37 protein-coding genes are annotated in these 26,294 nt (G+C 24.2%); 16 read left to right on the forward strand and 21 right to left on the reverse strand.

Annotated features, from left to right (window positions below; all coding sequences use genetic code 4):
• The first annotated feature begins 43 nt into the window (after positions 1-43).
• Complete coding sequence (locus AACK91_RS05470; protein WP_338964914.1) at positions 44-325, forward strand: hypothetical protein; 282 nt, start codon at positions 44-46, stop codon at positions 323-325.
• Between the two features lie 27 nt (positions 326-352).
• Here the strand turns inward: AACK91_RS05470 and AACK91_RS05475 are convergent, their stop codons facing one another.
• The 3 genes from AACK91_RS05475 to AACK91_RS05485 are packed head-to-tail and all read right to left on the reverse strand — an operon-like array spanning position 353 to position 1,227.
• Positions 353-688, reverse strand: coding sequence for a hypothetical protein (locus AACK91_RS05475; protein WP_338964916.1), 336 nt, complete (start codon positions 686-688; stop codon positions 353-355).
• 3 nt (positions 689-691) lie between these two features.
• Positions 692-871 (reverse strand): lipoprotein, encoded by a 180-nt coding sequence (locus AACK91_RS05480; RefSeq protein WP_338964919.1) that lies wholly within the window; start codon positions 869-871, stop codon positions 692-694.
• Positions 871-1,227: a hypothetical protein gene (locus AACK91_RS05485; RefSeq protein ID WP_338964922.1), complete on the reverse strand. Its 357-nt coding sequence runs from the start codon at positions 1,225-1,227 to the stop codon at positions 871-873. The genes AACK91_RS05480 and AACK91_RS05485 overlap by 1 nt, the downstream gene beginning before the upstream one ends.
• Before the next feature lie 461 nt (positions 1,228-1,688).
• On the opposite strand from AACK91_RS05485, the gene AACK91_RS05490 reads away from it, so the two are divergent.
• From AACK91_RS05490 to AACK91_RS05515, 6 genes are all read left to right on the forward strand, one after another.
• Complete coding sequence (locus tag AACK91_RS05490; RefSeq protein WP_338963247.1) at positions 1,689-2,651, forward strand: IS1/IS1595 family N-terminal zinc-binding domain-containing protein; 963 nt, start codon at positions 1,689-1,691, stop codon at positions 2,649-2,651.
• Positions 2,652-2,870: 219 nt separating this feature from the next.
• Entirely contained in the window at positions 2,871-3,332 is a 462-nt protein-coding gene (locus tag AACK91_RS05495) for a hypothetical protein (RefSeq protein ID WP_338964925.1), read from the forward strand.
• Between the two features lie 18 nt (positions 3,333-3,350).
• Positions 3,351-4,055, forward strand: a complete 705-nt coding sequence (locus AACK91_RS05500) for a hypothetical protein (RefSeq protein WP_338964928.1) — start codon at positions 3,351-3,353, stop codon at positions 4,053-4,055.
• An 18-nt stretch (positions 4,056-4,073) separates the two neighbouring features.
• Positions 4,074-4,715 carry a hypothetical protein gene (locus tag AACK91_RS05505; RefSeq protein ID WP_338964930.1) on the forward strand — a complete coding sequence of 214 codons (642 nt, stop codon included), beginning with the start codon at positions 4,074-4,076 and terminating at the stop codon, positions 4,713-4,715.
• 6 nt (positions 4,716-4,721) lie between these two features.
• On the forward strand, positions 4,722-5,660 hold the full coding sequence (locus AACK91_RS05510; RefSeq protein WP_338964160.1) for a hypothetical protein: 939 nt from the start codon (positions 4,722-4,724) through the stop codon (positions 5,658-5,660).
• Positions 5,650-6,696, forward strand: a complete 1,047-nt coding sequence (locus tag AACK91_RS05515; RefSeq protein WP_338964933.1) for a hypothetical protein — start codon at positions 5,650-5,652, stop codon at positions 6,694-6,696. Before AACK91_RS05510 ends, AACK91_RS05515 begins: the two co-directional genes overlap by 11 nt.
• Positions 6,697-6,790: 94 nt before the next feature.
• Here the strand turns inward: AACK91_RS05515 and AACK91_RS05520 are convergent, their stop codons facing one another.
• Both AACK91_RS05520 and AACK91_RS05525 read right to left on the reverse strand, forming a co-directional pair.
• Entirely contained in the window at positions 6,791-7,753 is a 963-nt protein-coding gene (locus AACK91_RS05520) for an IS1/IS1595 family N-terminal zinc-binding domain-containing protein (RefSeq protein ID WP_338963247.1), read from the reverse strand.
• A 187-nt stretch (positions 7,754-7,940) separates the two neighbouring features.
• A complete protein-coding gene (locus AACK91_RS05525) occupies positions 7,941-8,903 on the reverse strand; it encodes an IS1/IS1595 family N-terminal zinc-binding domain-containing protein (RefSeq protein ID WP_338963247.1) in 963 nt (320 codons plus the stop codon).
• A gap of 225 nt (positions 8,904-9,128) precedes the next feature.
• Between AACK91_RS05525 and AACK91_RS05530 the strand changes: the two genes are divergently transcribed.
• The gene (locus AACK91_RS05530; protein ID WP_338964164.1) at positions 9,129-9,755 is read left to right on the forward strand and encodes a hypothetical protein; all 627 of its coding nucleotides are present in this window, start codon (positions 9,129-9,131) and stop codon (positions 9,753-9,755) included.
• A 73-nt stretch (positions 9,756-9,828) separates the two neighbouring features.
• Complete coding sequence (locus tag AACK91_RS05535) at positions 9,829-10,167, forward strand: hypothetical protein (RefSeq protein WP_338964936.1); 339 nt, start codon at positions 9,829-9,831, stop codon at positions 10,165-10,167.
• Positions 10,168-10,186: 19 nt separating this feature from the next.
• On the opposite strand, the gene AACK91_RS05540 is transcribed toward AACK91_RS05535, so the two are convergent.
• The 7 genes from AACK91_RS05540 to AACK91_RS05570 are packed head-to-tail and all read right to left on the reverse strand — an operon-like array spanning position 10,187 to position 12,423.
• Positions 10,187-10,396 carry a hypothetical protein gene (locus AACK91_RS05540; protein ID WP_338963231.1) on the reverse strand — a complete coding sequence of 70 codons (210 nt, stop codon included), beginning with the start codon at positions 10,394-10,396 and terminating at the stop codon, positions 10,187-10,189.
• Positions 10,389-10,577 carry a hypothetical protein gene (locus AACK91_RS05545; RefSeq protein ID WP_338963402.1) on the reverse strand — a complete coding sequence of 63 codons (189 nt, stop codon included), beginning with the start codon at positions 10,575-10,577 and terminating at the stop codon, positions 10,389-10,391. Before AACK91_RS05545 ends, AACK91_RS05540 begins: the two co-directional genes overlap by 8 nt.
• A 4-nt stretch (positions 10,578-10,581) precedes the next feature.
• The gene (locus AACK91_RS05550) at positions 10,582-11,037 is read right to left on the reverse strand and encodes a hypothetical protein (RefSeq protein ID WP_338964939.1); all 456 of its coding nucleotides are present in this window, start codon (positions 11,035-11,037) and stop codon (positions 10,582-10,584) included.
• Positions 11,037-11,714 carry an ERF family protein gene (locus tag AACK91_RS05555; protein WP_338964941.1) on the reverse strand — a complete coding sequence of 226 codons (678 nt, stop codon included), beginning with the start codon at positions 11,712-11,714 and terminating at the stop codon, positions 11,037-11,039. Before AACK91_RS05555 ends, AACK91_RS05550 begins: the two co-directional genes overlap by 1 nt.
• The gene (locus tag AACK91_RS05560; protein WP_338964943.1) at positions 11,698-12,111 is read right to left on the reverse strand and encodes a hypothetical protein; all 414 of its coding nucleotides are present in this window, start codon (positions 12,109-12,111) and stop codon (positions 11,698-11,700) included. Before AACK91_RS05560 ends, AACK91_RS05555 begins: the two co-directional genes overlap by 17 nt.
• Complete coding sequence (locus AACK91_RS05565) at positions 12,092-12,274, reverse strand: hypothetical protein (RefSeq protein ID WP_338964946.1); 183 nt, start codon at positions 12,272-12,274, stop codon at positions 12,092-12,094. Before AACK91_RS05565 ends, AACK91_RS05560 begins: the two co-directional genes overlap by 20 nt.
• Positions 12,274-12,423, reverse strand: coding sequence for a hypothetical protein (locus tag AACK91_RS05570; RefSeq protein WP_338964949.1), 150 nt, complete (start codon positions 12,421-12,423; stop codon positions 12,274-12,276). The genes AACK91_RS05565 and AACK91_RS05570 overlap by 1 nt, the downstream gene beginning before the upstream one ends.
• Before the next feature lie 423 nt (positions 12,424-12,846).
• Here AACK91_RS05570 and AACK91_RS05575 point away from each other — a divergent pair, with 423 nt between their 5' ends.
• The 6 genes from AACK91_RS05575 to AACK91_RS05600 all read left to right on the forward strand — a co-directional run bounded on the left by AACK91_RS05575 (position 12,847) and on the right by AACK91_RS05600 (position 18,890).
• Positions 12,847-13,119 carry a hypothetical protein gene (locus tag AACK91_RS05575; RefSeq protein ID WP_338963589.1) on the forward strand — a complete coding sequence of 91 codons (273 nt, stop codon included), beginning with the start codon at positions 12,847-12,849 and terminating at the stop codon, positions 13,117-13,119.
• A gap of 25 nt (positions 13,120-13,144) precedes the next feature.
• Positions 13,145-14,758 (forward strand): chaperonin GroEL, encoded by a 1,614-nt coding sequence (gene groL, locus AACK91_RS05580; protein WP_338963590.1) that lies wholly within the window; start codon positions 13,145-13,147, stop codon positions 14,756-14,758.
• Between the two features lie 105 nt (positions 14,759-14,863).
• A complete protein-coding gene (locus tag AACK91_RS05585; protein ID WP_338964952.1) occupies positions 14,864-15,184 on the forward strand; it encodes a hypothetical protein in 321 nt (106 codons plus the stop codon).
• A 324-nt stretch (positions 15,185-15,508) separates the two neighbouring features.
• On the forward strand, positions 15,509-16,051 hold the full coding sequence (locus AACK91_RS05590; protein WP_338964955.1) for a DUF402 domain-containing protein: 543 nt from the start codon (positions 15,509-15,511) through the stop codon (positions 16,049-16,051).
• A gap of 81 nt (positions 16,052-16,132) precedes the next feature.
• Positions 16,133-16,669, forward strand: a complete 537-nt coding sequence (locus AACK91_RS05595; protein ID WP_338964958.1) for a family 1 glycosylhydrolase — start codon at positions 16,133-16,135, stop codon at positions 16,667-16,669.
• Positions 16,670-16,811: 142 nt separating this feature from the next.
• Complete coding sequence (locus AACK91_RS05600; RefSeq protein WP_422397288.1) at positions 16,812-18,890, forward strand: spiroplasma phage ORF1-like family protein; 2,079 nt, start codon at positions 16,812-16,814, stop codon at positions 18,888-18,890.
• A gap of 256 nt (positions 18,891-19,146) precedes the next feature.
• On the opposite strand, the gene AACK91_RS05605 is transcribed toward AACK91_RS05600, so the two are convergent.
• Both AACK91_RS05605 and AACK91_RS05610 read right to left on the reverse strand, forming a co-directional pair.
• Positions 19,147-19,272 (reverse strand): hypothetical protein, encoded by a 126-nt coding sequence (locus AACK91_RS05605; protein ID WP_338964576.1) that lies wholly within the window; start codon positions 19,270-19,272, stop codon positions 19,147-19,149.
• Entirely contained in the window at positions 19,250-19,342 is a 93-nt protein-coding gene (locus AACK91_RS05610) for a lipoprotein (RefSeq protein ID WP_338964578.1), read from the reverse strand. Before AACK91_RS05610 ends, AACK91_RS05605 begins: the two co-directional genes overlap by 23 nt.
• Positions 19,343-19,461: 119 nt before the next feature.
• On the opposite strand from AACK91_RS05610, the gene AACK91_RS05615 reads away from it, so the two are divergent.
• Positions 19,462-20,433 (forward strand): IS30 family transposase, encoded by a 972-nt coding sequence (locus AACK91_RS05615; RefSeq protein WP_338964580.1) that lies wholly within the window; start codon positions 19,462-19,464, stop codon positions 20,431-20,433.
• 116 nt (positions 20,434-20,549) lie between these two features.
• Here AACK91_RS05615 and AACK91_RS05620 read toward each other — a convergent pair whose 3' ends face one another.
• From AACK91_RS05620 to AACK91_RS05650, 7 genes are all read right to left on the reverse strand, one after another.
• On the reverse strand, positions 20,550-20,756 hold the full coding sequence (locus AACK91_RS05620; protein WP_338964961.1) for a hypothetical protein: 207 nt from the start codon (positions 20,754-20,756) through the stop codon (positions 20,550-20,552).
• Positions 20,756-21,421, reverse strand: a complete 666-nt coding sequence (locus tag AACK91_RS05625; RefSeq protein WP_338964964.1) for a hypothetical protein — start codon at positions 21,419-21,421, stop codon at positions 20,756-20,758. Before AACK91_RS05625 ends, AACK91_RS05620 begins: the two co-directional genes overlap by 1 nt.
• A gap of 465 nt (positions 21,422-21,886) precedes the next feature.
• A complete protein-coding gene (locus tag AACK91_RS05630) occupies positions 21,887-22,867 on the reverse strand; it encodes a hypothetical protein (RefSeq protein ID WP_338964967.1) in 981 nt (326 codons plus the stop codon).
• Positions 22,868-22,915: 48 nt separating this feature from the next.
• Positions 22,916-23,095: a hypothetical protein gene (locus tag AACK91_RS05635; RefSeq protein ID WP_338964970.1), complete on the reverse strand. Its 180-nt coding sequence runs from the start codon at positions 23,093-23,095 to the stop codon at positions 22,916-22,918.
• 1,039 nt (positions 23,096-24,134) lie between these two features.
• Positions 24,135-24,488, reverse strand: a complete 354-nt coding sequence (locus AACK91_RS05640; protein WP_338964973.1) for a S1 RNA-binding domain-containing protein — start codon at positions 24,486-24,488, stop codon at positions 24,135-24,137.
• Positions 24,489-24,546: 58 nt separating this feature from the next.
• Positions 24,547-25,149, reverse strand: coding sequence for a hypothetical protein (locus AACK91_RS05645; protein WP_338964976.1), 603 nt, complete (start codon positions 25,147-25,149; stop codon positions 24,547-24,549).
• Between the two features lie 117 nt (positions 25,150-25,266).
• The gene (locus AACK91_RS05650) at positions 25,267-26,289 is read right to left on the reverse strand and encodes a hypothetical protein (RefSeq protein WP_338964979.1); all 1,023 of its coding nucleotides are present in this window, start codon (positions 26,287-26,289) and stop codon (positions 25,267-25,269) included.
• Between the last annotated feature and the right edge of the window lie 5 nt (positions 26,290-26,294).

A 26,294-nucleotide genomic window follows, 5' to 3' on the forward strand; every position in this document is an offset into this window, starting at 1 on the left:
TAATTAACTTAAAAAAGTTAACTAAATTAATAGTTAACTTTTTATGATTTGGCATTTACAATTTACAACTCAAATAACAAAATTATCTAATAATGATAATAACAAAATTAGAGAAACATATATACAAGCATATTATACTAATGATGTAAAATTAAAAATTAGATTTTCAAAAATATTATTTATTCAACTATCAGGATATTGTGAAACAAATCATACTTCATGAGGTAATGATAAAGATATAACAATAGATATTAATAATCCAAATGTTTTAGGTATTAGAAATAAGAGCGATAGTTCTGTTAAAATTATAATTAAACCAAGATAAAAGAAAAAGAGATTTTACATCTCTTTTTTATTCGCCACTAACTTTTACAGTACCATCTTTATCAATATCTAAATTAGGTAAATTTTGTTTTTCACCATTTCAACGATAAACAAATTTAAAATAATTACCATGATCTATTCTTCAAGGCCAGTTTGTCATATTAGATGGTTCATAAACATTTAAATCAACTTCATATTTTAAACTATAACGATGTAATTCAAGTTTATATTCATCTTTTTGTTCTAAAACTTTAAAACTATCCTTATTTTGTATTTCTTCATTATTTTTAAATTTGGTGATATTTCAATTTTTACCTTTTCATACAACATAATATCATTTATTATCAACTGTATTAAATGGCATTTCTTATGGTGCTATTCATTCTAAATTGTCTTTAATTTCTTTGTTTTCAGTATCTATTTTATGTTTTTCTTTTAGTTCTTTTAATTGTTGTTCTGTATATTGTGGTGTATTACAAGCAACTAAACTGGTTGTACTGGTTCCTATTAAAGTGATTGTTCCCAAAAGACTTAATATTTTTTTCATTATCTAATGTTTTTTAAATATTCAGTTAAACCGTTTTTTTCATTTTGCATAGATTTTTTTTCTTTAATTATACGTCTAATTTTTTCCCTAGATTCATCTAAATATCTTAAATATCCTGTATCATAATTTTCTGCATATAATTTATTATAATTTTCCATTTTTTTTCTTTCATCTGTTTCTTCTAAAATTTTATTTTCAATTTCATTTTCTAAATAATATATCTTTTGTTGAATTTGTCTTATTTCATCATTAATATTTATTAATTTATTTTCTTCATAAGAATTGGCAGCAATTGTGGTTGGTATAGTAGTCCCACTAATTGTTAATACACTTAATAAACTAAGTAATTTTTTCATACTTGTATTTCTCCTTTTCTTATCTTGAAACTTTTTATCAAGATCTAATTGTATTATATATATAAGCAAGCAAAATATTATGAATTATTTTAAAAATTTATCTTGAAAAATAGCTCTTATGACGCGTTTTAAGGGATAAATTAGCAATGAAATATATTAAGTTTATTTTATAATAAATATATAAATATATATATTAATATTTATATTATATTAAATATTATTAAAATATAGATAAATGACTTTATAAATGATATAATTTATATGTAAGTCCTAAGTAATTACGGTTTCGGGTATCCGGATGACCTAATCGCATTGTAAATGCGGGTAACCTTAGGCATTTTTTTATTTTATTTGTTTATTATTTTTATACATAAAGTATTGCTTTAATTTTGTCGAAAACTCTTGATATTTATAAAATATACCTAAAATTAGGTATATTTTTAATATATAGAGGTAAATAAATGATGAAAAAAATAATTACAGAATTAATAAATAGCTTAACAGATGATCAATTTTTAGAATTTTATGAAAAAATAAAACAACAAGCAGACTTAATTAAAAAACAAAAACGTTTAAATGAAATTGATCAAAAATTTAGAGATAAAGGCATTATATGTCCTAATTGCAAATCTTTTCATTGTGTTAAAAATGGTCATAATTCCGAAGGAAAACAAAAATATTTATGTAAAAAATGTCGTGCTAGTTTTGATGCATTTCGTCATCATTTTACTTATTGAAGTCATTTAAATTATGAACAGTGAAATTTATTAATTCAAATTTCATTGTTAGGACAATCTAGTAAAATAATTTCTCGTTTTATTAAAACAACCCCAAAAACCGCTTGATATAATCGACAAAAATTAATGCAATCAAAACAATTAGAAAATACACAGTTAAAATTTAAAAAATTAAATGGTCAAATCCAAATGGATGAAACATTTATTAAAGAAATTCATAAAGGCAATTTTAAAGATAAATTTGATAAACGAAAAACTCATCTCGATCCATTTTCAACTGATACCAAATGCTGTATTCAAATGGCAGTTGATAGCAATAATAATATTTTTGTTCAATCCACCAATACCAAAAGATTACAAAAACAATGGATTATTGAAAATATGAATAAGCAACTAATTAAAGAAAAATCAATAATTATTTCTGATATGCAACCACTATATTTATTAGTAGCAAAACAAACAAATTCTACTCTATATTCCACCAAAACTAGTACAAACCCTGATACTAGTTATCAAAAGTTAAATAAGATTAGTAAATTACAATCCAGTCTTAAAGAAGCCTTAATTCATTATCATGGTTTGGGTTTCACTAATATTCAAAATTATTTAAAGCTCTGAAAATGAAAATACCAACACAAAGGTTTAACACCAAACCAACAATCAACGGTATTATATTTTAACGTTTAAAAAATTTAAAGCAAAATCATAATCTTACACAAAATTAGTTTTCAAATTGTCATATTGATGATTTTTTTTATTTCATCAAGAGTTTTCGACAAAATTAAAGAAGTATTGTATTTATAAACTATTGGTATATAATTAAATTACGTTTTAATCTTTTTCCATAAAAAAGAGTTTATGCTGACTTGTTAATCGAACAAGAATAAAAAAAGAGTAGTTTATAAAATGGCACTTACAAAAGAACAATTAATAGAACAAGGTTTAAGTGAAGAGATTGCTGAAAATATCTTAAATCAGTTTAATAATGAAGCAAAGCAAATTAGAGAAAGTGTGCAAAAACGCGAAGATGTTATATCAAAAGAAGACTTTATTAAATTATCTAATGAATTAGATGAATTAAAAGCATTTAAAGATGTTCCATCTACTAAAATTGAAGATATTAAAACTAATTTAAATAAAATTAGTGGTAGTTCTTTATCTGAAAAAATGCAAACTTTAAAAGAATTAAAACCTGATTTGTTTGTTGAAGAACAACCATCAATTTCACCAACTAATTTTATTAAAGATATGATTGAAAAATCGGTTGAAAATAAAAATGATGAAATTGAAACTATTAAAGAAAAAGGAGCATATACTCCCGAAGAGATTAAAAAGATATCAGATTTCACACTTAAAAACCTTAGATAATAAAGGGAGTGAAATATTATGGCAACAATTAATTTGCCACAAGTACCTTTTACATTACAAGGTAATACAACAGTTCAAAAAGCCTATGTTGATATGGTTAATGCTTTATTGCGCGGACCTTTATATAATGAATATGCAAGTATTATGCAGTATGCAACAGCAACTGCCGAACAAGTTGCTTGATTACCAAATGCACGACAAGCATTATATAATTTAACTCATCGTGTGGTATGACAAGATGATTATTCATTACCAAATGGTGGGAAAACTCAAACAATGGGATTAACAAGAATTCCGGTACCGATTGATAAAAGATTTAATTTAAAATTAATTAATGAAGCATTTGACTTGGCATTAATAGAACAAAATATTAAAAATGGTGTTATTGCTGATGCTATTTCTAGTGTTGTACAGAATAAATTTGTTAATTTAGAATGTGAATTAATTCATGCTATTTATGATTATTGTTTAGCAGATGGTCAATATGAAGTAATTCCATTTCGTAGTTATACAGCAGAAAATGCTGATGATTCAAATAAGGCATTCTTTACATTAAATGAAACTTTGATTGAATTAACTAATCAAATTAGTAATTTATATTTTGGTTTGCCAACAGATAAAATGTTTATGGTTTTAGGTCGTAGAGCCTATTTAGGATTAACACCAGCTTATTTAAAAGTAATTGGTTCACAAGCCCAATTAAAAGCAATGGTTAATGGTTAATTATATGAAAATACAGCAATGGGGATTCCTGTATCAAAAAGCTTTCATTTAGAAAAAACATATACAAAAGGACAAGTTAATCGTGATAAAGGTTATAATTTTACTAATGTAAATGGTTTAATTATTAATAAACAAGTATGAGCATATCCAATTAATATGGATACTATTCAACAAGTTTTAGATAACGATACTGCTAACCCTAAATGAATTGGTAAAGTGCAATATGCAACACCAACTATTTTATATCCAAAAACATGTAAAATTATTTTAGAAAAAGCACCTACACAAGCAGAAATTAATACTGCTAAAAGTAATCTTAATAAAACATTTAGAGTTTCTGTTGATTATGTAATTCCATCATCAAATAAAATTGATATTAGTGGGATTAATAAATTAGATAAACCAACTATTCATGTTGACGATCCAACTCAAACAACAGCCGAACAATTAAAACCACAATTTAAAAATGTTGTTTTAAAATCAGTTAAAGCCATAGATAGTTCTTTAACTGATAATGATTATGATTACTTTATTGAAGCTAAGGGTGAAGATTGACCAATTGATATTACAAATGATAAAACTGTTGCAGTTCAAATTGAAGGTAAAAACAATGCTACTGGTCAAACAAATCCGATTGATGTAGTAATTAAAAATTCTTAATAAACAATGAATTTACTAATATTACGCGTTTTAACTTTATTAGTATCTAATTTAGAAAATAAACCTTTAATAAGTAAATTTGTAAATTTAATTAATAGAGTTAATCAAGTTCAAAATAAAGTATTAAAACCAATTAATTATATTACTGATAAATATAATAAAATTACAAGTAAAGTTGAAGATATTTATCAGTGATTAAATCCATTTACTTATTTAGATTTAATTAAAAAAGGTCATAAAAAAGAAATACAACAAATATTAAGTCAATTAGAAAAAGATAATAATATTAAAAATAGAGAACAATTTAAAAATGAAAATTATCTAAATACTAATTGACAACCTTTAAATAGTAGTTGACTTGATAGTGGTATGTTTAATATTACAAATAAGTTAACTTTAACAGGTAATTTAACTATTTTAATATATACAAAAACAGCAAAACATCCTAAGTTTTATGGACCTTATGTTTATCCTAGTGTTCCAGTTGAAATATGAAAATTATTAAGTAATGCTGTTTCTAATGCTGGAACTTTATTTTGGCGTTATTGATTAAGAAAATGGTTACCTAGTCATTTAAGAAATTATATTAAAAAACGATTACCACAAGCATTAAAAGAAAAATATCCCAAAGGAACTACTAAATTAACATTACCAACAGTTCAAAAATTACAACAAATTAAAAAGTTTATTAATAATTTAAAGATTGGACATTTTAATTTTAATTTTGCTGGTGAAATTAATAATAAAAAATGATATCGAGAACGAAAAAGTGATGTTAAAAATATTAAGAATTTATATAAAACACCAGTTAAAAATAAATTTTATCAGGTTAATAAATCTATTAAAGCAATTAATAAAACCAAAAGAAAGGTTAATAGTTATAAACCAAATAATTTAAAAAATAAATATCGTAATCAATTAAGGGGTGTTTTATATGGAAAATAATTTAAGTAATTTGTTATTTATAACAGTTGAAGATGTTAAAGAAAGTAAACTTTGACAACCTATTAATGATCGTAAACAATCTGCTTATAATGATAATTTAATTTATAATGCTATTTTAAAAACTAGTTTATGAATGGATAGATTATCAGGTGGAACAATTTCAGATAAAATTAATAAAAAAGATTTGTTTCCTTGAGTAAAAAAAGATAATACTGGTTTAATTGAATATGATAAATGATTAAGTTATATTCAATCTGCTTGTTTATTAGCAGTTATAAATTGATATTTACCAAAAGGAGTTAATGATTTAACTGGTAGTGCTTCATTTTCACAAGGTGGTGTAGCATATTCACAAACTAATGACCCAGAAGCAAATGAAAATATTACTCGTGATGTTAAAAATGCTTTAAAATTAGCAGGTGAAATTATTGATATTATATCTAGTAAAACAGTATCTAGACCTTATAATTATAGTTTAGATAATTATGTTCATCCATGAGAAGAAGAATATAAGCATATTAGTAAAAAAACTTTTTATCCAACATTATTATTTTGATTAAAAGAACGATTACAAACTGATAATTCAATAAATATTATTTATTCTACTATTAATGACTTTTCTAAAATTGATTATAACGAATATATTAAACTTATTGTTCCGTTTGATAATGACACGATTTATTATGAAAATAATGTATGAAAAGCAAAACAAAGTGGCGGTAGTGATATTAAAATTGATAATAAATATATTATTAAAAATGATAAAAATGAGATTACTGTTTCTGATTTAAAACAAGATCAATTAATATCGGGTGAAAATATTAAAACTATTAATGGTAATTCATTATTAGGTAATGGTGATATACTTATTAGTAGTAGTAATTGAGAATTTGTAGATACTAGTGATTTTAATCCAAATAGTAGTCTAACATATCAAATTAAAAATTTTGATAGTTCTAAATTTGAATATAAAATATGATGTCAATTTTCAATTTTACCATATATGTTTTTAGAAACTTTTAAAGATTTCCTTTAATTTTGTCGAAAACTCTTGATGAAATAAAAAAAATCATCAATATGACAATTTGAAAACTAATTTTGTGTAAGATTATGATTTTGCTTTAAATTTTTTAAACGTTAAAATATAATACCGTTGATTGTTGGTTTGGTGTTAAACCTTTGTGTTGGTATTTTCATTTTCAGAGCTTTAAATAATTTTGAATATTAGTGAAACCCAAACCATGATAATGAATTAAGGCTTCTTTAAGACTGGATTGTAATTTACTAATCTTATTTAACTTTTGATAACTAGTATCAGGGTTTGTACTAGTTTTGGTGGAATATAGAGTAGAATTTGTTTGTTTTGCTACTAATAAATATAGTGGTTGCATATCAGAAATAATTATTGATTTTTCTTTAATTAGTTGCTTATTCATATTTTCAATAATCCATTGTTTTTGTAATCTTTTGGTATTGGTGGATTGAACAAAAATATTATTATTGCTATCAACTGCCATTTGAATACAGCATTTGGTATCAGTTGAAAATGGATCGAGATGAGTTTTTCGTTTATCAAATTTATCTTTAAAATTGCCTTTATGAATTTCTTTAATAAATGTTTCATCCATTTGGATTTGACCATTTAATTTTTTAAATTTTAACTGTGTATTTTCTAATTGTTTTGATTGCATTAATTTTTGTCGATTATATCAAGCGGTTTTTGGGGTTGTTTTAATAAAACGAGAAATTATTTTACTAGATTGTCCTAACAATGAAATTTGAATTAATAAATTTCACTGTTCATAATTTAAATGACTTCAATAAGTAAAATGATGACGAAATGCATCAAAACTAGCACGACATTTTTTACATAAATATTTTTGTTTTCCTTCGGAATTATGACCATTTTTAACACAATGAAAAGATTTGCAATTAGGACATATAATGCCTTTATCTCTAAATTTTTGATCAATTTCATTTAAACGTTTTTGTTTTTTAATTAAGTCTGCTTGTTGTTTTATTTTTTCATAAAATTCTAAAAATTGATCATCTGTTAAGCTATTTATTAATTCTGTAATTATTTTTTTCATCATTTATTTACCTCTATATATTAAAAATATACCTAATTTTAGGTATATTTTATAAATATCAAGAGTTTTCGACAAAATTAAAGAAGATTTCTTTAATTTTGTCGAAAACTCTTGATGAAATAAAAAAAATCATCAATATGACAATTTGAAAACTAATTTTGTGTAAGATTATGATTTTGCTTTAAATTTTTTAAACGTTAAAATATAATACCGTTGATTGTTGGTTTGGTGTTAAACCTTTGTGTTGGTATTTTCATTTTCAGAGCTTTAAATAATTTTGAATATTAGTGAAACCCAAACCATGATAATGAATTAAGGCTTCTTTAAGACTGGATTGTAATTTACTAATCTTATTTAACTTTTGATAACTAGTATCAGGGTTTGTACTAGTTTTGGTGGAATATAGAGTAGAATTTGTTTGTTTTGCTACTAATAAATATAGTGGTTGCATATCAGAAATAATTATTGATTTTTCTTTAATTAGTTGCTTATTCATATTTTCAATAATCCATTGTTTTTGTAATCTTTTGGTATTGGTGGATTGAACAAAAATATTATTATTGCTATCAACTGCCATTTGAATACAGCATTTGGTATCAGTTGAAAATGGATCGAGATGAGTTTTTCGTTTATCAAATTTATCTTTAAAATTGCCTTTATGAATTTCTTTAATAAATGTTTCATCCATTTGGATTTGACCATTTAATTTTTTAAATTTTAACTGTGTATTTTCTAATTGTTTTGATTGCATTAATTTTTGTCGATTATATCAAGCGGTTTTTGGGGTTGTTTTAATAAAACGAGAAATTATTTTACTAGATTGTCCTAACAATGAAATTTGAATTAATAAATTTCACTGTTCATAATTTAAATGACTTCAATAAGTAAAATGATGACGAAATGCATCAAAACTAGCACGACATTTTTTACATAAATATTTTTGTTTTCCTTCGGAATTATGACCATTTTTAACACAATGAAAAGATTTGCAATTAGGACATATAATGCCTTTATCTCTAAATTTTTGATCAATTTCATTTAAACGTTTTTGTTTTTTAATTAAGTCTGCTTGTTGTTTTATTTTTTCATAAAATTCTAAAAATTGATCATCTGTTAAGCTATTTATTAATTCTGTAATTATTTTTTTCATCATTTATTTACCTCCATATATTAAAAATATACCTAATTTTAGGTATATTTTATAAATATCAAGAGTTTTCGACAAAATTAAAGAAGATTTTGATATTGGTTGTGGAATTGTTGTATCATCTAGTAAAGGTTTTTCAGGTTGGTATATTGACACAAATGGTCTTATTAGTTCTTTTGAAAATATAAAAATAGGTAATTTAAAAATTAAAAGAAAATTGGTGAGTTAATAATGAAACAAGATAAAACAACTTGATTAAAAGGTGCCTTACCTTGAAATTGATTTAAAAAAGACCCTATTCCGACTTATAATTGAACTCATAAAGATATTAGAGAATGAGAAAGAAAATATAAAATTCGTAGTTGAGTAGTTAGTTTTTATACATTGATATTTTTAGCATTAAATTGTTGATTAGAATATGGCATGATCAATGCAATAAAAGATAATATTAATTGATATAATTATGGTCAATATTGAGGTAATGGAATTGCTATTTTATTAACACCTTTATTTACACACGGAATTCAGGGTATATTTGTTGCTAGTAGTAAACCCAAAGTAGATATGAAAATTGATATTCCACGATTAAAAATATCTAAAATGGGATTAGTATTTACAATTTTACCTTTAATTACTTTAATAATTTCTTTAATTATTATTTGAATTGATAAATCAAAATGAAAAAAAGACCATTTAAGACATTGCTTAGATTGTCGAATTAATTCTCGTGTTATTCAACCAAGAATAGCAAAACAATGAAATAATTTGGACGGTATAACAGAAGAAATATTTAAAAATATGCAAGATGAATATACTAAAAAACAAGAAGAAAATAACAAAGAATTAAATTTAAAATAAACTATATATAGGGGCGGTTGATATTTTTGGGTGGTTATATAGTTTAATTTATAAATTATTTTGTTCTGAAAGAATGGATGGCCACTGTTTGAGTAAGGATAAGAAAGGAAATAAAGAAATGGAAATTAGTAATGAAATAGTAATTGCTTTACTTGTGTTAGCGGGTGCTGGTGGAATGGGTAGTATTGGTATTCTTGGATTATCTGCTAAAAAAATTAAAAAATATAAAGCAGAAATTAGAGAATTAAGAACTGCTGTTATTGCTCACGAAAAACATTTACGAGGACCTGATTATGCAACAGAATTAGCATTAAAAACAGGTCAAATTAAAAATGTTAAAAAACAAGTTAAAGTAAATGACAAAAAACAAGCACAAAAAGATGCTATTAAAAAACTAACAAATAGTATTTAAAAAAAATAACCTTAATTGGTTATTTTTTATTTTCTAATATTAAGTCTAAATTTTTAACTTTACAAATAACTAAATTATTTTTTCCATAATTATTTTTATAATATTCTCAGTATTCAGTTGAATTAATATCTACATCTTGTTTATCAATCCCAATTATATATTCACCACGAGGGTTTTTACAAGGGCGATTACCTTGTTCAGATCGATAACATAAAATATAATTATTCATATTCTTTATTTCCTTTATAATGTGTTATATAAAAGTTAATAAGATATTCAATTCGTTGCGAATAAGTAAAGTTATTAAATTCATTTCAAACTTTTTCTTCATTTTTATTTAAGTAAATATTAACATTACGAATTTGACAAGAATAATACTTTCCTGTTTTTTGATTATATGAATGTTTCATAATATTAACTTTCATAATTAGCAATAATAATTGCATCTCGTAAATGATTACTTATTTTTTCATTATTATAAAATCAACCTTTACCATATTGATAAGTTAAATTAGTATCTTTATCAAATTTTCATATACAACTATCATTATATTTACTTAAATTTTCCATATTTTTAACAACTGATTTAGTATTTTTTGGTGATACTCAATTAATAAAATATTTATAAACAGATAATGCTCCTAATAATCTTAATAAATCATCTCTATCTTTACTTGCATTAGCAGATGTATATAAACAATCTTCAATATTAATTTTTTCTTCATAATCAAACAATTTATCATTAATAAATTCATATTGTTCTTTTCAATTTTTATTTGTAAATTCTAATTTTTCAATTAATTTATTATCTTCATAAATAACAATAGCAGTAGTACCTGTTCCTGATGGGTCAACACCTATTTTTATCATTATCTTAAAAATCTTTCTTTAAATTGATAATAAAAATCTTCGCTTTGTTTTCTAATTATAACTGGTGATAATTTTTCAACATTTAATTCTTCTTTTATTCAATTTTTACCTTTTGAAATAATATCTTGTTCTATTTTTGTATTTGTAATAAAATCTTTAATATTATTAAAATGCTCTTCCCTCATTCAATTTAGATTTAAATTATTAATTTGTTGCTTATTAGTTTCTTTAATAACTTGATTACTATTTTCTTTACTTATTTCAGTACTATCAGCAGGGTCTAATTCATCAGTTGCTATACCAAATGTCTTACACAATCAATAACGAGCACCATAAGTTAAAGCACTACCAACTGCTTTTGCAATATCTGAATTTTGTGCTGATAAAATAATTCCTAATTCTAATTTTTCATCATTTTTATAAAGTGTTAATAATCCTTTTGAATAATAATTTACCATTTTATCATTATTAATAAATGTTGGTTCACCAACTGCTTGAATTGTATAAGTTATATGATGCTCTTTTAATTGTGGTTTTAAAGTTTGATACAAATCACTTTCAGTAAAATAATTATATTTATTAAAATCATTCCCTGCATTTTTACCAACAAAAATATTTATATTAGATTGAATTTCACCAATACTTTCTATTAATGTTTTTTTAATTTCTTGTGGCATTTTCTCATTCCTCTCTTTCTTGTCATATTAAAATGGCTTCTTTAATTTGTTCTAAATCTTGTTTAGTAATATTAACTTTTTCTTTAATTACTATTTTTAATTTTGGATTAATAATTATTATTAATATTTTTTTACTATCTATACAAAAATCTTTTTCTAATAAATAATAAAGTTTTAATTGTCAAATATAGCGTTCAATATCTGTTTTTTCATTAGAACTAGTAATTTTTCAATCACATATTATATACTCATTATATATTGTTATGCCAATAAAATCAGTTGTTCCACATAATAAAGGATGATAATATGTTTTTTCAGTTTCATAATGTTTAAATTTAATATCTTTAAAAGTTTCTTGATATAATTTTGTAAAATTTTTAAATAATTCACGCATCACCTAAAAAGGTCATTAATTGTGGTAATACAGCATAAATTGCTTCTTTAACTTCCATCATTGCTTGCCCTAAACCACTTCAAATAGAACCCATTCCATCTGAAATAGTAGGTTTATCACCAACTGCTAAAAAATTAATTGATGTTGTTAAATACATACCTAACATTATTTCTTATCCTCCTTATTTTCAATTTCTTTTTTATCTTTTTTCTTTCCTAGAATTTGGCGAATTTTTTGATAAATTGATAAACCAATTCATGCAAAAATACCTAATATAATAACAACACTAAAAATTGTCGTTAATAAAACTGACATAACTTATTCCTCCTAAAAATCTAATTTTCGCGGCACGCTTCGCGTGTTCGCTACGCTCAAAATAAACTATATTGAATAAATTACCGCTAATAAATTACGCGGATAATTTATTCATCTTCTTTTTCATTATTAATTACAATATTATTTACCGTATTAATAAAATTATCTTTTCCATACTTAGTTACTAAGGACCGTAAAATAAAATAATGTTTTCTTTCCATTAAAAAATCAACTCCTTTCTGAGTTGATTTGTTGCACTTAACTTACACGATGCCAATTATTTAAAATAAAAAAACAAACTACAGTTTGTTTTTTTCTGTTTCTAAGACAAAAACACTTGCATTTATTAATAAAATTTGTTAAATATATTATTGGCAGTTACATATGCCGTTTGCTAAAATTATAAATAAGGAGGGATTTTTGATGATAAAACCATTAGGCAAAAATATTGTCTTAGCAAAAGAAGAAAAAGAGGAAACTTTTATTAATGGAATTTATTTACAAGAAGATGAGAAAAGCAAAAGTCATATCGGAAAAATAATTGCAATTAGTACCGAAGTTGAAAAAGAACAAGCATTTGAAGGAAAAATTAATAATAAAGTTCTTTATCGTGAATATGCTGGAACCGAAGTTGAATATGATAATAGAAAATTAGTTTTAATTTCTGTCGAAGATGTTTTAGCTATTATTAAATAATAGACTTTAAAGGGGGAATCAAATTATGGCAAAATCAATTAAATTTTCAGAAGATGCAAGAATGATGTTAATTAACGGAATTAATAAATTAACTGATGCTGTTAAAGTAACATTAGGACCAAAAGGAAAATATGTTTTATTAGAAAAAGAATATGGTTCACCATTAATTACAAATGATGGTGTTACTATTTCAAAAGAGATTGAATTAAGTAATCATTTTGAAAATATGGGAGCAAAATTAGTTGCTGAAGTAGCAAATAAAACAAATGATGTAGCTGGTGATGGGACAACAACAGCAATTGTTTTAACACAAGCAATTGTTAAAGAAGGATTAAAAAATATTACTGCTGGAGCTAATGCGGTAGCAATTCGAAATGGAATTGAAAAAACAGTTAAAGCAATTGTGGAATTATTACAACAATCAGCAAAACAAATTAAGACTAAAGCAGAAATTGCTCAAGTTGCTAGTGTTAGTTCAAAAGATCCAGAAATTGGTAATTTAATTGCTGAAATTATGGAAAAAGTTGGTAATGATGGTGTTATTACAATTGAGGAGTCAAAAACAATTGATACTGAATTAAGTATCACCGAAGGATTACAGTTTGATAAAGGTTATTTATCACAATATATGGTAACTGATAGTGAAAAAATGTTAACAGAATTTGAAAATCCTTATATTTTAATTACTGATAAAAAAATTAGTAACATGAAAGAAATTTTACCAATTTTAGAAAAAATTGTTGAAGAAGGACGACCATTATTAATTATTGCCGATGATGTTGATGGTGATGTTCTACCAACATTATTACTAAATAAAATGCGTGGAGCATTTAATATTGCTGTTGTTAAAGCACCAGAATTTGGTGATAATCGTAAAAACTTATTAGAAGACATTGCTATTTTAACTAAGGCAAAATTTGTTAATGGTGAATTGGGAATGGATTTTAAAACATTAACTTTAGATGATTTGGGAACAGCAAAAAAAGTAATTGTTTCAAAAGATACAACAACAATTATTGAAGGCGGTTGCAAAAAAGCTGATTTAGAAGCACGAAAAGAGTTTATTCGTGGTCAAATTAAAAGTGCAACTTCATCATTTGAACAAGAAAAGTTACAAAAACGTTTAGCAAAATTAGCAGGCGGGGTTGGAATTATTAAAGTTGGGGCACCAACCGAAACGGAAATGAAAGAGAAAAAACTTCGAATTGAAGATGCATTAAATTCAACAAAAGCCGCAGTTGAAGAAGGAATTGTTGCTGGTGGGGGAACTGCTTTAGTTCAAGTTGGACATAAATTAACTAATTTGAAATTAAATGAAGAGGAAAAATTAGGATTAAATATTGTCTTACGAGCAATTGAAGAACCAGTTCGTCAAATTGCTGATAATGCAGGGGTTGATGGTTCAATCATTATTAATAAATTAAAAGACCAACCTAATAATGTTGGTTATAATGCTGCAACAAATGTCTGAGAAGACATGATTACAGCTGGAATTGTTGATCCCGTTAAAGTAACAAGATATGCCTTACAACACGCTGGTAGTGTTAGTGCATTATTGTTAACAACAGAAGCAGTTGTGGTAAATGACCCAGAAGAAAAACAACCAAAAATACCAAGTTATCCCGATTTAGGAATTTAATTAACAAGAATTTTATTTCAATAAAAGACAAGTTTTACTTGTTTTTTTTTCATTAAAATAAAAAAGTATTTATTTTTATAATGTACAAAGGGAAGGTTTTATCTTATGAAAAAAATATTAAGTTTTTTTGCCATTACAACTGTTGTAGTTGGAAATAGCATGCCGTTATTAGCTTGTCGCCATAAAAATGACAGTAATAATGACAACAATGATATTCCTGAAAAACTTCGTAGTATGATTAATACAACAGGGTTGCTAACAAAAATTTCCTTATTAGCACGTTATGAAAATTTAAATTTTAACCCAAGTGAACTTGTGCGAAGTTTATATGATCCAGCAGCATATTGAAAATCAATTCCAAGTATTTATACTTACAATAATCAAAAAATTAATTTATCAAAATTAATTCAAGATGGCATCGTATAAGTGAAGTGCAACAAATCAACTCCTTTCTGAGTTGATTTGTTGCACTTCACTTACACGATGCCTTTGTAAAATTATTAAATTATTGGATAAAGTTTTTCTTGCTAGTTGGTGCTTTTTTATTTACTTAATAAATATAACTGTTATAATTACAATGTTGATGTGTTTAAAATATTAATTAAATAATTTTTATTTTAAATTAATTAATATCAAAAAAACAAAATTTTATATTATGGCAACTTATAATTTTACAGACATTTTTAATTGTTTTATTTTTAATTTTTTTTGTTGTAATTTTTATTAATGGATTAATAGGGAGGCAGCATAATGGACACGTTACAAGTTGGAGATAGTGTTTTAGTACATGCTTACAAACACAATGGCTCGGTTTATCGTAGTTGAGAATCAGCTGTTGTTTTATTGTTAGAAGAAGAGTATATTGTTTTAGTAAATGAAGATGTGACCGTAACAGAATTAAACGGCAGAAAATGAAAAACAAATGAACCAGCAATTTGAATTTTTAATCGTAAGAATTGGAGCAACATCATTTGTATGTTTAAAGAAACCGGAATTAATTATTATTGTAATATCGCATCGCCATTTATTATGGACCAAAAGACAATTAAATATATTGATTATGATTTAGATATTAAAGTTTTTGCTGATGGAAGTTATAAAATTTTAGATTTAAAAGAATTTAATCGAAATCGGATTGCATGAAAATATACGCGTGATATTATTAATGTGATTTGAACAGAAATTGATAATTTAAAACATTTAATCAAGAATAAAAAATTTATTTTTGAATATGAGGCAGCATTAGCAATGTGAGAACGGTATTTAAAATTAAAACCAAAAATCAAAAAATAAATCCTTGATGGGATTTTTTTAATTATTACAAATAATTTAATACCCAATAAAAAGCAAGGTGCTTTTTTTGAAGATGGTAAATTGTCTTCAAATTGAGATTATTGATTTAAGATTGAAAAATATCGTTTTTTTAATCAACAACCTTGTTTAAATGATTTTTATCATCGTTATCCAGAGGATATTAAAATTGCAAAGGAATTAAATTTTAATTCATTACGAACATCAATTCAATGGACTAGATTAATTCCAGATGGTAAAACAATTAATCCAAAAGGAGTTACATTCTATAATAATGTTATTAATGAAATGTTAAAAAATAATATTAAACCAATTATTAACTTATTTCATTTTGATATGCCACATTGAGCGCAAGAAAAAGGGGGCTGATTATCGCGCGAAGTCGTTGATGCTTTTGCTATTTTTGGTACTAGTTTTATTACGGTGATTATAAATCAATTAACATCAGCAAAAAATATCATTATGGATTTATATAACTCAGATACTTTTTTACTTTCTTTGTTTGGTAAAATGGCAATTTTGTTTAGTCATCCATTAATGTTAACAATATCAAGTTTATATATTGTTGGGTTTATTGTTTCAAAAACATTGTATAGTTAGGGGTTGAATTATAAATATGAAAAAATCATTATCTTTATTTGCCATATCTATTTTAGGTATTTTAGGTTTAATTATTCCATTTATTACTTTAACAGCATTTAAACCCTTAAATCAGCAGAATTATACTGTTAATTAACAAACAATGGGAATGAATGAAACTGATTTTATTAATACAATGTTTTTACGCAGTAGTTTTTTTGAAAACTGGTCTGAAACAAATTACTTTATTAATCCAACTCTAAAAACATCACAAACATTAACTTATAATGATAAATGATATTTAGACTTTTTAAAGGATAGTTATTCAACGGGAATTTCATTTGATAAGCCTAGTGATGAGTTTATGGATTTATATAAAAATTGAGATACTTATGCTAAACAATATAATATTGATAAATTCTATGATGTTGATAAAAAACAATTTTTAAAAGAATTAACTGATTTTTCTTATTATTTTGCTAAGTATTTTAATACTGTGGAAGTTATTAATAAATTAGAAAGAGGTATTGATAATTTACAATTAGTTAAAATGATTAATGAGTTTTGAATACAAATTCCTAGAACACAGGCACCTAATAAAGAATTTTTAACTGCTACTAATAAATGATATTTTTATGGAGAAAAAAGAAATGGTCAATATTTGCTTACAAAATTTTATTTTGATAATAATTTTATTAAAAATCAAAATTTGTTATGACAACACTTAAAAAATGATTCAGATTTTATTTGAAACTATAATTTAGTATATCGTTGAGATGGAAACGGTGAACCAGAATTACCCGTTGTTGATAATGATGGCAAATTAAAATGATATACTGAATATTATCAAAATGTTCGTTCTTTTTTGCTTAAATATATTGATGTTATTGTACAAGAAAATATCCGAATTCAGCAAGGTGGTAATCCAAACTATGATGACCCAAATTTGGGTAGTGAAAGAATAATTTTTGATTTTGAAATTATTAATAATATGGAAAAATTAGATTGAAAACCTGATGTTATTTTAACTAGAAAATCAATTTATCGGATGATTTTAACAATTGATGAAAATAAAAATATTATTGCTGGTAGTTTAGAATTAACACATTTTAAACAATATTGGGATGGTAGTGATTATAATAATTATCGGTATACTGATGATTTAGGTTTTTTATTTTCTTTCATAAAAGAAAAAGAAGATACTTTTAATTTTAGTGCTGAAACTTATAATTATTATCAAGGTAATTCTCCTAATATTGGTAAAATGGTTTTTGAACAGATGAAAGGTCAAATTGAGATTAATAAATTTTTAAAAGCCTTTTTTACCCATGCTTTGGTACCTGTATTTCAAAATCGCAGTAATTTTATTGAAAGTGGTTATATTGATAATTTACAGTATGATACTGTTTTAATTAATTTTTTTGGTTTAAAATTGATTAATTTTAGAGATGTTTTAATTGATGAAACTAATACTAATAAAAATCAATTTGAAAAACTATTAAATAGTATGTTTACGGTTTCCCAAAATTTTTATAAAGATTATTTACGAACAATTTTTGATTTAGAAAATGATACTTATGTACAAGGATATAATAAAAAATATGGTTTATTAGCAAATAATGGTTTTAAAATTTATCCCCGTTATTTTTATTTTTCTGATAAATACAATCAATTAGACATTAAATTGTATTCAGCATTTAAAAATCGTTTTTATAATACTAATTATGGTAATGTATTTAATTATGATTTTTCAGTTGCAAATAATTATAATATTAATCAAAATGAGGGTTATGTTTTTGAAGGTGCTTTAAAAGATAAATACGGTTTAAAATACAAAAAAATTGAAGAACAAAAAATCGGTTATAATGTTTTTGAATTACAAGCCCAAAAAGAAAATGATATGTACCGTTATTGTGATTTTAATTTTGGAATTTATAACTGACAAGAAATAAATAATGGCGGGTTGTTTCCTGATGGACAATGATGACAAGCCCAATATGAAAGTTGTAGTTGATATAATTTAGCGTGTCATATAAAAAATGCTGCAATTTGAATTGTAAATAATATTCCTGGTGTTAAACAAGTAAAAGAATTAGCAAGCGGTGTTGGTAAAATATTTCAAACAATATATAGTTTTTTTAGTCAAACATTTGAGGTATGAAAATTTAGTCCAGCATTATATAATACAATAACAAATATATTCCTATTAATTATCTTTATGAAGTTTGTTCGATTAATTTAAAAAAGGACTTGTTAGTCCTTTTATTCTTTTCAATCAATTATTAGTCCTGTGTCTTTATTAATTTCTGGTATTTGTGGTTCATTGTTTTTATTTCAACGATATACTAAATTATAGTTTCAAATAAAATCTGAATCATTTTTTAAGTGTTGTCATCAAGTGTTTTGATTATTAATAAAATTATTATCAAAATAAAATTTTGTCGTTATATAATTATTTTCATATTTATTTATATAAAAATATCATTTATTAGTAGCAGTTAAAAATTCTTTATTAGGCGCCTGTGTTCTAGGAATATTAGTTCATTTGCTATTTTCTGGTAGTTGTTGTGGTTCTGGTGTAGGTTTATTACCCCCCCTGTTTTAATTATTATTTGGTTTTTCACAACTAATTAATGTTGTTGTACTTGTTGCTGTTAATCCGATTACTCCTAAAATACTTAGTAACTTTTTCATATTTTACTTCTCCTTTATTAAAATTACTTGAATGCTATAATTGATTTTATCATATATCAATAATGTATTAAATAATTTTAATATTAAATTTATAAATTAATGAAAGGTATATAAATGTTATGTATAGTCATTTAAGTTTTATTGATAAGGTTAAATTGGAAAAATTATTATTATCAAAATTATTTTTAAAAAAGAATGGTGAAATAAATATTTCACAAATTGCTAAATGTTTGAACAGAAATCGTAGTACTATTTTGCGAGAAATTAAGCGTTTTAAAACTATTGATGAATATAGTGCTTATAAGTCAGATAAAATGTATTATGAGAAAAGAAAAAAGAATAATAAAAGATATAAGTTTACAGAAGAACAATTAAATTTTATTAATATAAGATTTAATGTTTATCGTGATTCTCCATCACAACCTATTCATCGTTATTTTCTAAAGTTTGGTATTAAATTTCCTGTTTGTGTTAAAACATTGTATAAATGAATTCGTTTGGGTTTTTATGGTTTTTTAAAACATAATTTACGTCATCGTGGTAAAAAATATAAAACAAAAGGAAAATTTGATAATCGTGGTAAATTAATTAATTTTAAATCAATATGAGATATTGAGAATAAAGAGACTGATGTTGGTTGATTTGAAATGGATACCATAGTTGGAAAAGAGCATCAATCTAGTAATTTGGTTTTAGTTGAACAAAATAGTAAAAGTTATTTTGTTATGAAATTAAAAAACCATACTGCTAATGAAGTTGTGGAAAAGTTTAAAGATATTGTTATAAGTAATAATTTATTTGGGAAAATTAAAGGAATAATAACTGATAGAGGAAAAGAATTTAGTAAATGAAGAGAATTAGAAATATTTGCTGAAACACAAATTTATTTTTGTGACCCTGGTAAACCACAACAAAAACCATTAATTGAATATATGAATTCTGAACTTAGACAATGATTTCCTAAGGGAACTGATTTTAATAATGTTAGTCAACAAAAAATAAATTGAGTAGTTAATGTTATAAATGATAAATTAAGGCCTGTTCTTAATTGAAAAACAGCAAAAGAGGTATTTTCAGATAATTTTAAATAGGTTTATTTGAAGTAATTTAATAAATTATTTTTTAGTGTGCTTAATTTTCCTTAAAATAAAATAAAAACTATAAATATTTTGATTTTTAAAAATTTATAATTGATTTTTTATGATTTTTATTGTATTATTTGACTAATAAGATTTGTTGCATTTCATTTTACATAATTCCATGTATAAAAACTAACTACTCAACTACGAATTTTATATTTTCTTTCTCATTCTCTAATATCTTTATGAGTTCAATTATAAGTCGGAATAAGGTCTTTTTTAAATAAATTTCAAGGTAAGGCACCCTTTAATCAAGTTGTTTTATTTTGTTTCATTAATTAAAAATCCTTTCTAAATTACTTTTCATATCATTAAAACTAAAACTTGTATTAAAAATTAGTTTATTAACTTTTAATCATGTTTTCGCTCAGGTATTACTTGAATTTCATCCGTTTTTTGCCCGTGTATAAACTAGAAAATCAATTTTGATTTGATTATTTTCTAATTGATATCTTACATTTGCTCATCCTCATTCTTCATTTTGGGTATAACCTTGATAATGATGAAAAATTTGTGATGCTTTTGCTATGCCACTTATTTGATTTAGATCGATATAGTGATAAGCATTATAATCCACTTTTGCTGCTTTGTTATGATCAACATAACCCTCAAAATCTATTTTAATCTGCTTGTATTTATTTTTAAAATCATTTCAACTACTAGCATAATCAAGTACATTAACATAATAATATGATGATTCTACTTTTTTTGTATAATCACCACCCCAAGTTTCACCCGTTTCTACATCAATATCATCATTTCAATTAATATTTTTTGTAAAACTTGGTGCTGTTGGATTAAAACTTTTCTTTGCATTTTTACTAATAACTTGTTCTTGCTTTGCAATTGAAAAATTATCATTGATGGATGATTTAAAAATAAGTGGTTCACTTACACCAATCAACGATGTTAATAAACATGATAATATAATCTTTTTCACAGCATATAACCCCCTTTCTATTTTTTAAAAATGTAATTAGATAAAAATTTTAATCTTATATAATATTCAATCTATAAAATAAAAAAATATAAAATGAATTGGCATAATAACAAATCAAATTAATCATTCACTCATATTGTAATTTTTAATTAAATATATTGAATTTGTTGCGAAAAAGTACATTCCAGTTAAATAATTGCCAATTCGAAAAACACATATTAAAAACTTGAATATTATTTTCATTTTATTTCAAAGTTGGATATATTAATCCGAATCATAATCCAATTACTAACAAAAGCAACAACAAACAACTTATACTAACATATAATATTATTCGACAAGTTTTTTTATATTTGCTTATTTCAATTTGTTTTTTAATTTTTTGTAATTTAATACCAAGAAATTTTCATAAACAACCAAATAAACCGATTACAGCAATGGTTCCCATCATTCCGATTATTGTGTTTAACATCATTTACACTTCCTTTCTTTTTTATCTCTTATTTGTGGTAAATAACTTGTAAAGTATTCGTTTCAAAATGCTCATATTTTTGTTTGCATATTTTGTTTTGTTAATAACCAATATGCAAATCCCTCTGCCAATAACTCGTGATCATCACTCAATCCATAATTACTGTTGGCAAATATCTTTAACACTTTTTCTTTGTCTAGTTCTGAAAATTTATTTAAGTTGTTAATTTTTTGTCCTAAAAATTGCTTTAAATAAAAAATATGATTGATTTTAAATGTTTCTCAATCATAAAAATAAAAGATATGTCCTAATTCATGGATAAAAATATGCAGAAAGTTATTGGTTGTAAATTGACCTTTGTGTCATTCGTTATTTATTGTTTTTTCAAACGCACAAGATAAAACCTTTTTTATTAAAATAGTTTGGTAATTATTTGTTTGTCCTAGGACATTATTATCACCATCAATCACATTTTTAATTTCTATTTTCTTTAAAATTTCACTGATATTTGTTTTATTTCAAATATTAGCAACAAAATTATAAAACAATAAAATAAGTTTCTTTAAATTATCTTGGTTTTTTTGACAAATATTATTCAATAAATTTTGTCAATAATTTTGCTGGTATATTTTTAAATAACCTTGTAATTGTTCATAAGTGATAAATTTTGTTTTAAATTTAATTGCTAAATTATTATTTGCTTTGCTTAAAAAGGCATTAGTTAATTTTTTGATTATATCTGTTTTATATTGATTAAAGAAAGTTCCTTTATATTCTCGCTGTTGAATTAAAACAGGGTGGGGAAAGTATATTTTTTCTAAATCAATATTTGTTTCTGAATTAACTTTTAAATCATTATCTGAATTATGTTGTAAGTGTGGTTTTTTATTTGTAATATTTTCACAACTAATTAAATTCACCGTGTTTACAAACGACAACAAAAATATTGATAAAAAACTAAGTAATTTTTTCATTCATTTTTATTTTCCTTTCTATTTTGAAAAAATAAAAAAATAGCAACTTTATTTTTTGCTATTGATTTTTGGATTAAATGCTTGTCCTTTTCCGGTTTTTCCAACTATAAAATTAAAGTTATATTTATTTTTACTTTTTCTTAATATTTCATAATATTTAATATTTCCATTTTCAAAATATGAATTAGTATTTGCATCAAAATTAAAGATGTTATCTTTATTTTTCATTTTATTATTTCCTTTCTATTTTGATAAAATAAAAAACAGCAATTAAATTAAAACTGCTGTTTATTTTTAAGATATATTTAATTTTCACTAAGATAATATTTTTTTATTATTTTTTATTTTTAATTTTTTAATAATAATATAAATAGAAAATAATGTAATTGTTAATAATATAGCAATTATAATAAAACAAATTCAATTTGTTTTTCTTTTTAAATATTTTTTTTCTTCTAATGATAAGATATCTGTTCCTCAATAACCTATTATTTGTGTTTTAGTTTTTTTAAAATGAATAAAACAAAAACAATGCAAAATAAAAAATAATAATATTAATGAACTAGTTATTATTATTTCTGTTTGTAAATTTTTTATTGTTCCTATTTTTCAAAAACCTAAATAAAAAATATTTTCATTATTAATATACTGATATTGTAATCATATCAATATAGACAATGTAATTACACCAACTATATAAGAAAAACTGCAAAATCAATTAGCAATAATTTTATATACAATACTTTTTTTATATACATTATATATAAATTCTGGAATAGTATTTTCATCATTTTTTAATCATAATTTATATTTTTTTGCTTGTTTTTTTATCATTGTTAAATTAAAACAACCATATATAAATACAAGAAAAAAGATTATTAATAAAAAAATTAATAAAAATGGATAGGGAATTAATTCTATTTCAAGGGATTTAACAATCTTATTAAAAATAAAATTAATATTTGTATTTAATTTAAAAATTTTGTTTTTATAATCAATGTTATAATATAAAAATAATATGAAAGATAAAAACAAGAATAAAAATAAAGAAAATAATATTTGAAAAAACGAAATTACTTTAATAAAAGTAATTTTATTTTTAATAAATCTAGGAATTGTTTTTTTATTTTCAAAATAATTCATTTATTAATTTAACTCCTTTACTTTTTATATTTTTTCTTATTCTCTTGTTGTTTAATTCTACCAGGACAACAAATTTCTAACATATTTTTCTCCCTTTACTTTACACTTAATTACTTTTGCTAATTTATTCGTTTTCATTTGTTTTACTAATATTTTCAATATTGTCTGTTTTATTTTGTTTTTTATTTAAACTTTTAAAAGCTGCTTTTATTTCTTGAATTTCATTATCATAAGTTTTTAATAACTCAGGGTGACACTTTTTATAACTTAATTTAAGATGTTTCCTAACTGAATCAAAATCAAGTACCTCAACTTCAATTTCATCACCAACATCAAAAAAATCTTTAATATCTCTAACAAAGTAATCTGAAATTTCACTGATATGGATTAAGCCATCAGCTTTTTCTGCCCGACAAAAAGCACCATACGTAGTAATATTTGTTATTTTAACATTAATTTTATTTCCTTTTTCATACATAAATAAAATATATCTCCTTTTCTAAATTAAATTTTGATAAGTTAATATTTGATACATTTTATCTTTCTCTATTTGTTTCTTTTAGTTTTAGTTCCATTTCTAAAATTTCTTTTTTTAAGCGTAAATTTTCATTTTCAAGGATTAACTCAGGTTTTATTTCTTGCTTCTTTTGCATTTCTTTTGCTTTCATAGATTCCAACCCTCTTTTTAATTTAGCAATTTCTGTTTTTCTTAATGGTATGTTTTCTTCATAAGATTTAATTAATCTACGAGTAACTCGTGTAGGTTTTGGGTTGGAATTGAACTTTATTAAATCTTCTTCCATTTCTTCTAATTCTTTTTCGCGGATTTGAATGCGATATTCGAGAAATGGAATTATTCCACTTTTATAGTAATCATATCATTCTCACGCTTGATCTCAATCTTTCTGATTTTCTAAACTATGTTTTTGTTTTAAAGTTTGTTGAGGATCAAGATATGATTTTGATAAAAATGGATATCTATTTAAATCAGGAACTTGATGACCAAATTTTTCTAGTACTCACATAACATTATTTTGTTTATCACTATTTAATCTATCAATGCTTAAAGGAATATTCGCCCCCCCGAGTGCATCAATAATTGCAGCGTGAATTTCAGTTGCAAGACCTCTGTCTTGCATTCTTGAAACGCGTTCTCAGTTGACTTCGCCACCTAATAATCGTCATAATCCTATGATTTATCACTCCTTTTTATTTACATTATACCACATTTCTTATTTTTGTCAGGTGTTTTTTGATTATTGCTTTTTCTTTTCTGCTTTTTTGGCAGCTTTTTCATCTCATTTTTTCTGTCTAGCGTCTGATTTTGTTAAATGATCTTTAAGTTTTTCATTAATCTTTGTTTGTTTCTCATTTAAATTTTGTAATGAAACTTTTTGATTATGCTTCATTTCTTTTTTGATTGTTGGTTTAAGATATGAAAAACTGTTTTTGCTAGTAAATTTGTTTTCGACTTTCCCTGGTTTTTTGTTTAAAGATTTTCTATTTCATTTATCTAAATCTATTGTTTTTGATATGTTAGTTTCCGTTCCTTTGCTAGCTAGTTGTGGATTAAATCTTTTTCCAATTGCCTTGAATGGTGTTGCAATCCCAGTTCCAATTTGGCGGAAAAATCCTTTTGTTCCACCTCCGCGAGCTGCTCCCACTAGTTTGCTTGTTGCTAGGGTTGTGACTCCAAATCCAAATCCTGCCAAACCAACAATCCCGGCTCTTGAGCTCATTCCCTCGGTAGCATGTCAGAAATGACGAAAGTCAAGGGGTTTTTCTTGGCGAGATTGACCGCTTGCTGTTTCATTATCACCTCAATCACCATCACCGCCACCAGCCATTGAACCCATTGCGTTCATGGTTTTTTCGCCCATACTAGTGCCACCCATTGCCATTGCTCGTTTGGCTCTTTTACTTTTAGCAAATCCGAATGCTTTTCCTGCTATTTTCCCAGCCCCCATTGCCATCATTCCACCAGCAACAGTTGATTTCATTGAACTCATCCCTTCACGAACACCGGCTGCTTCACCAATTAGGTTGGCAACAACATCCGAAAATGCCATTACCGCTAAACCACCACCATACATCATCAGAATTACAAACAATGATTTACCATATCCTTCGATTCCCAATCCCGCTAAATTAGTGCTTAAAATTGTTTGAATTGTTGTCATAAAAATAAAATATCCTGTTAAAGTGGCGGTTGATGCTAGAAATTTTGCAATTACCATATCTTTTCAAATAAATGCTCCTTTCCCGTTGTCAATTGTCATAATAA

Origin of the sequence: Spiroplasma endosymbiont of Sarcophaga carnaria, from assembly GCF_964019595.1 — a bacterium.
GTDB lineage: Bacteria > Bacillota_I > Bacilli_A > Mycoplasmatales > Mycoplasmataceae > Spiroplasma > Spiroplasma poulsonii.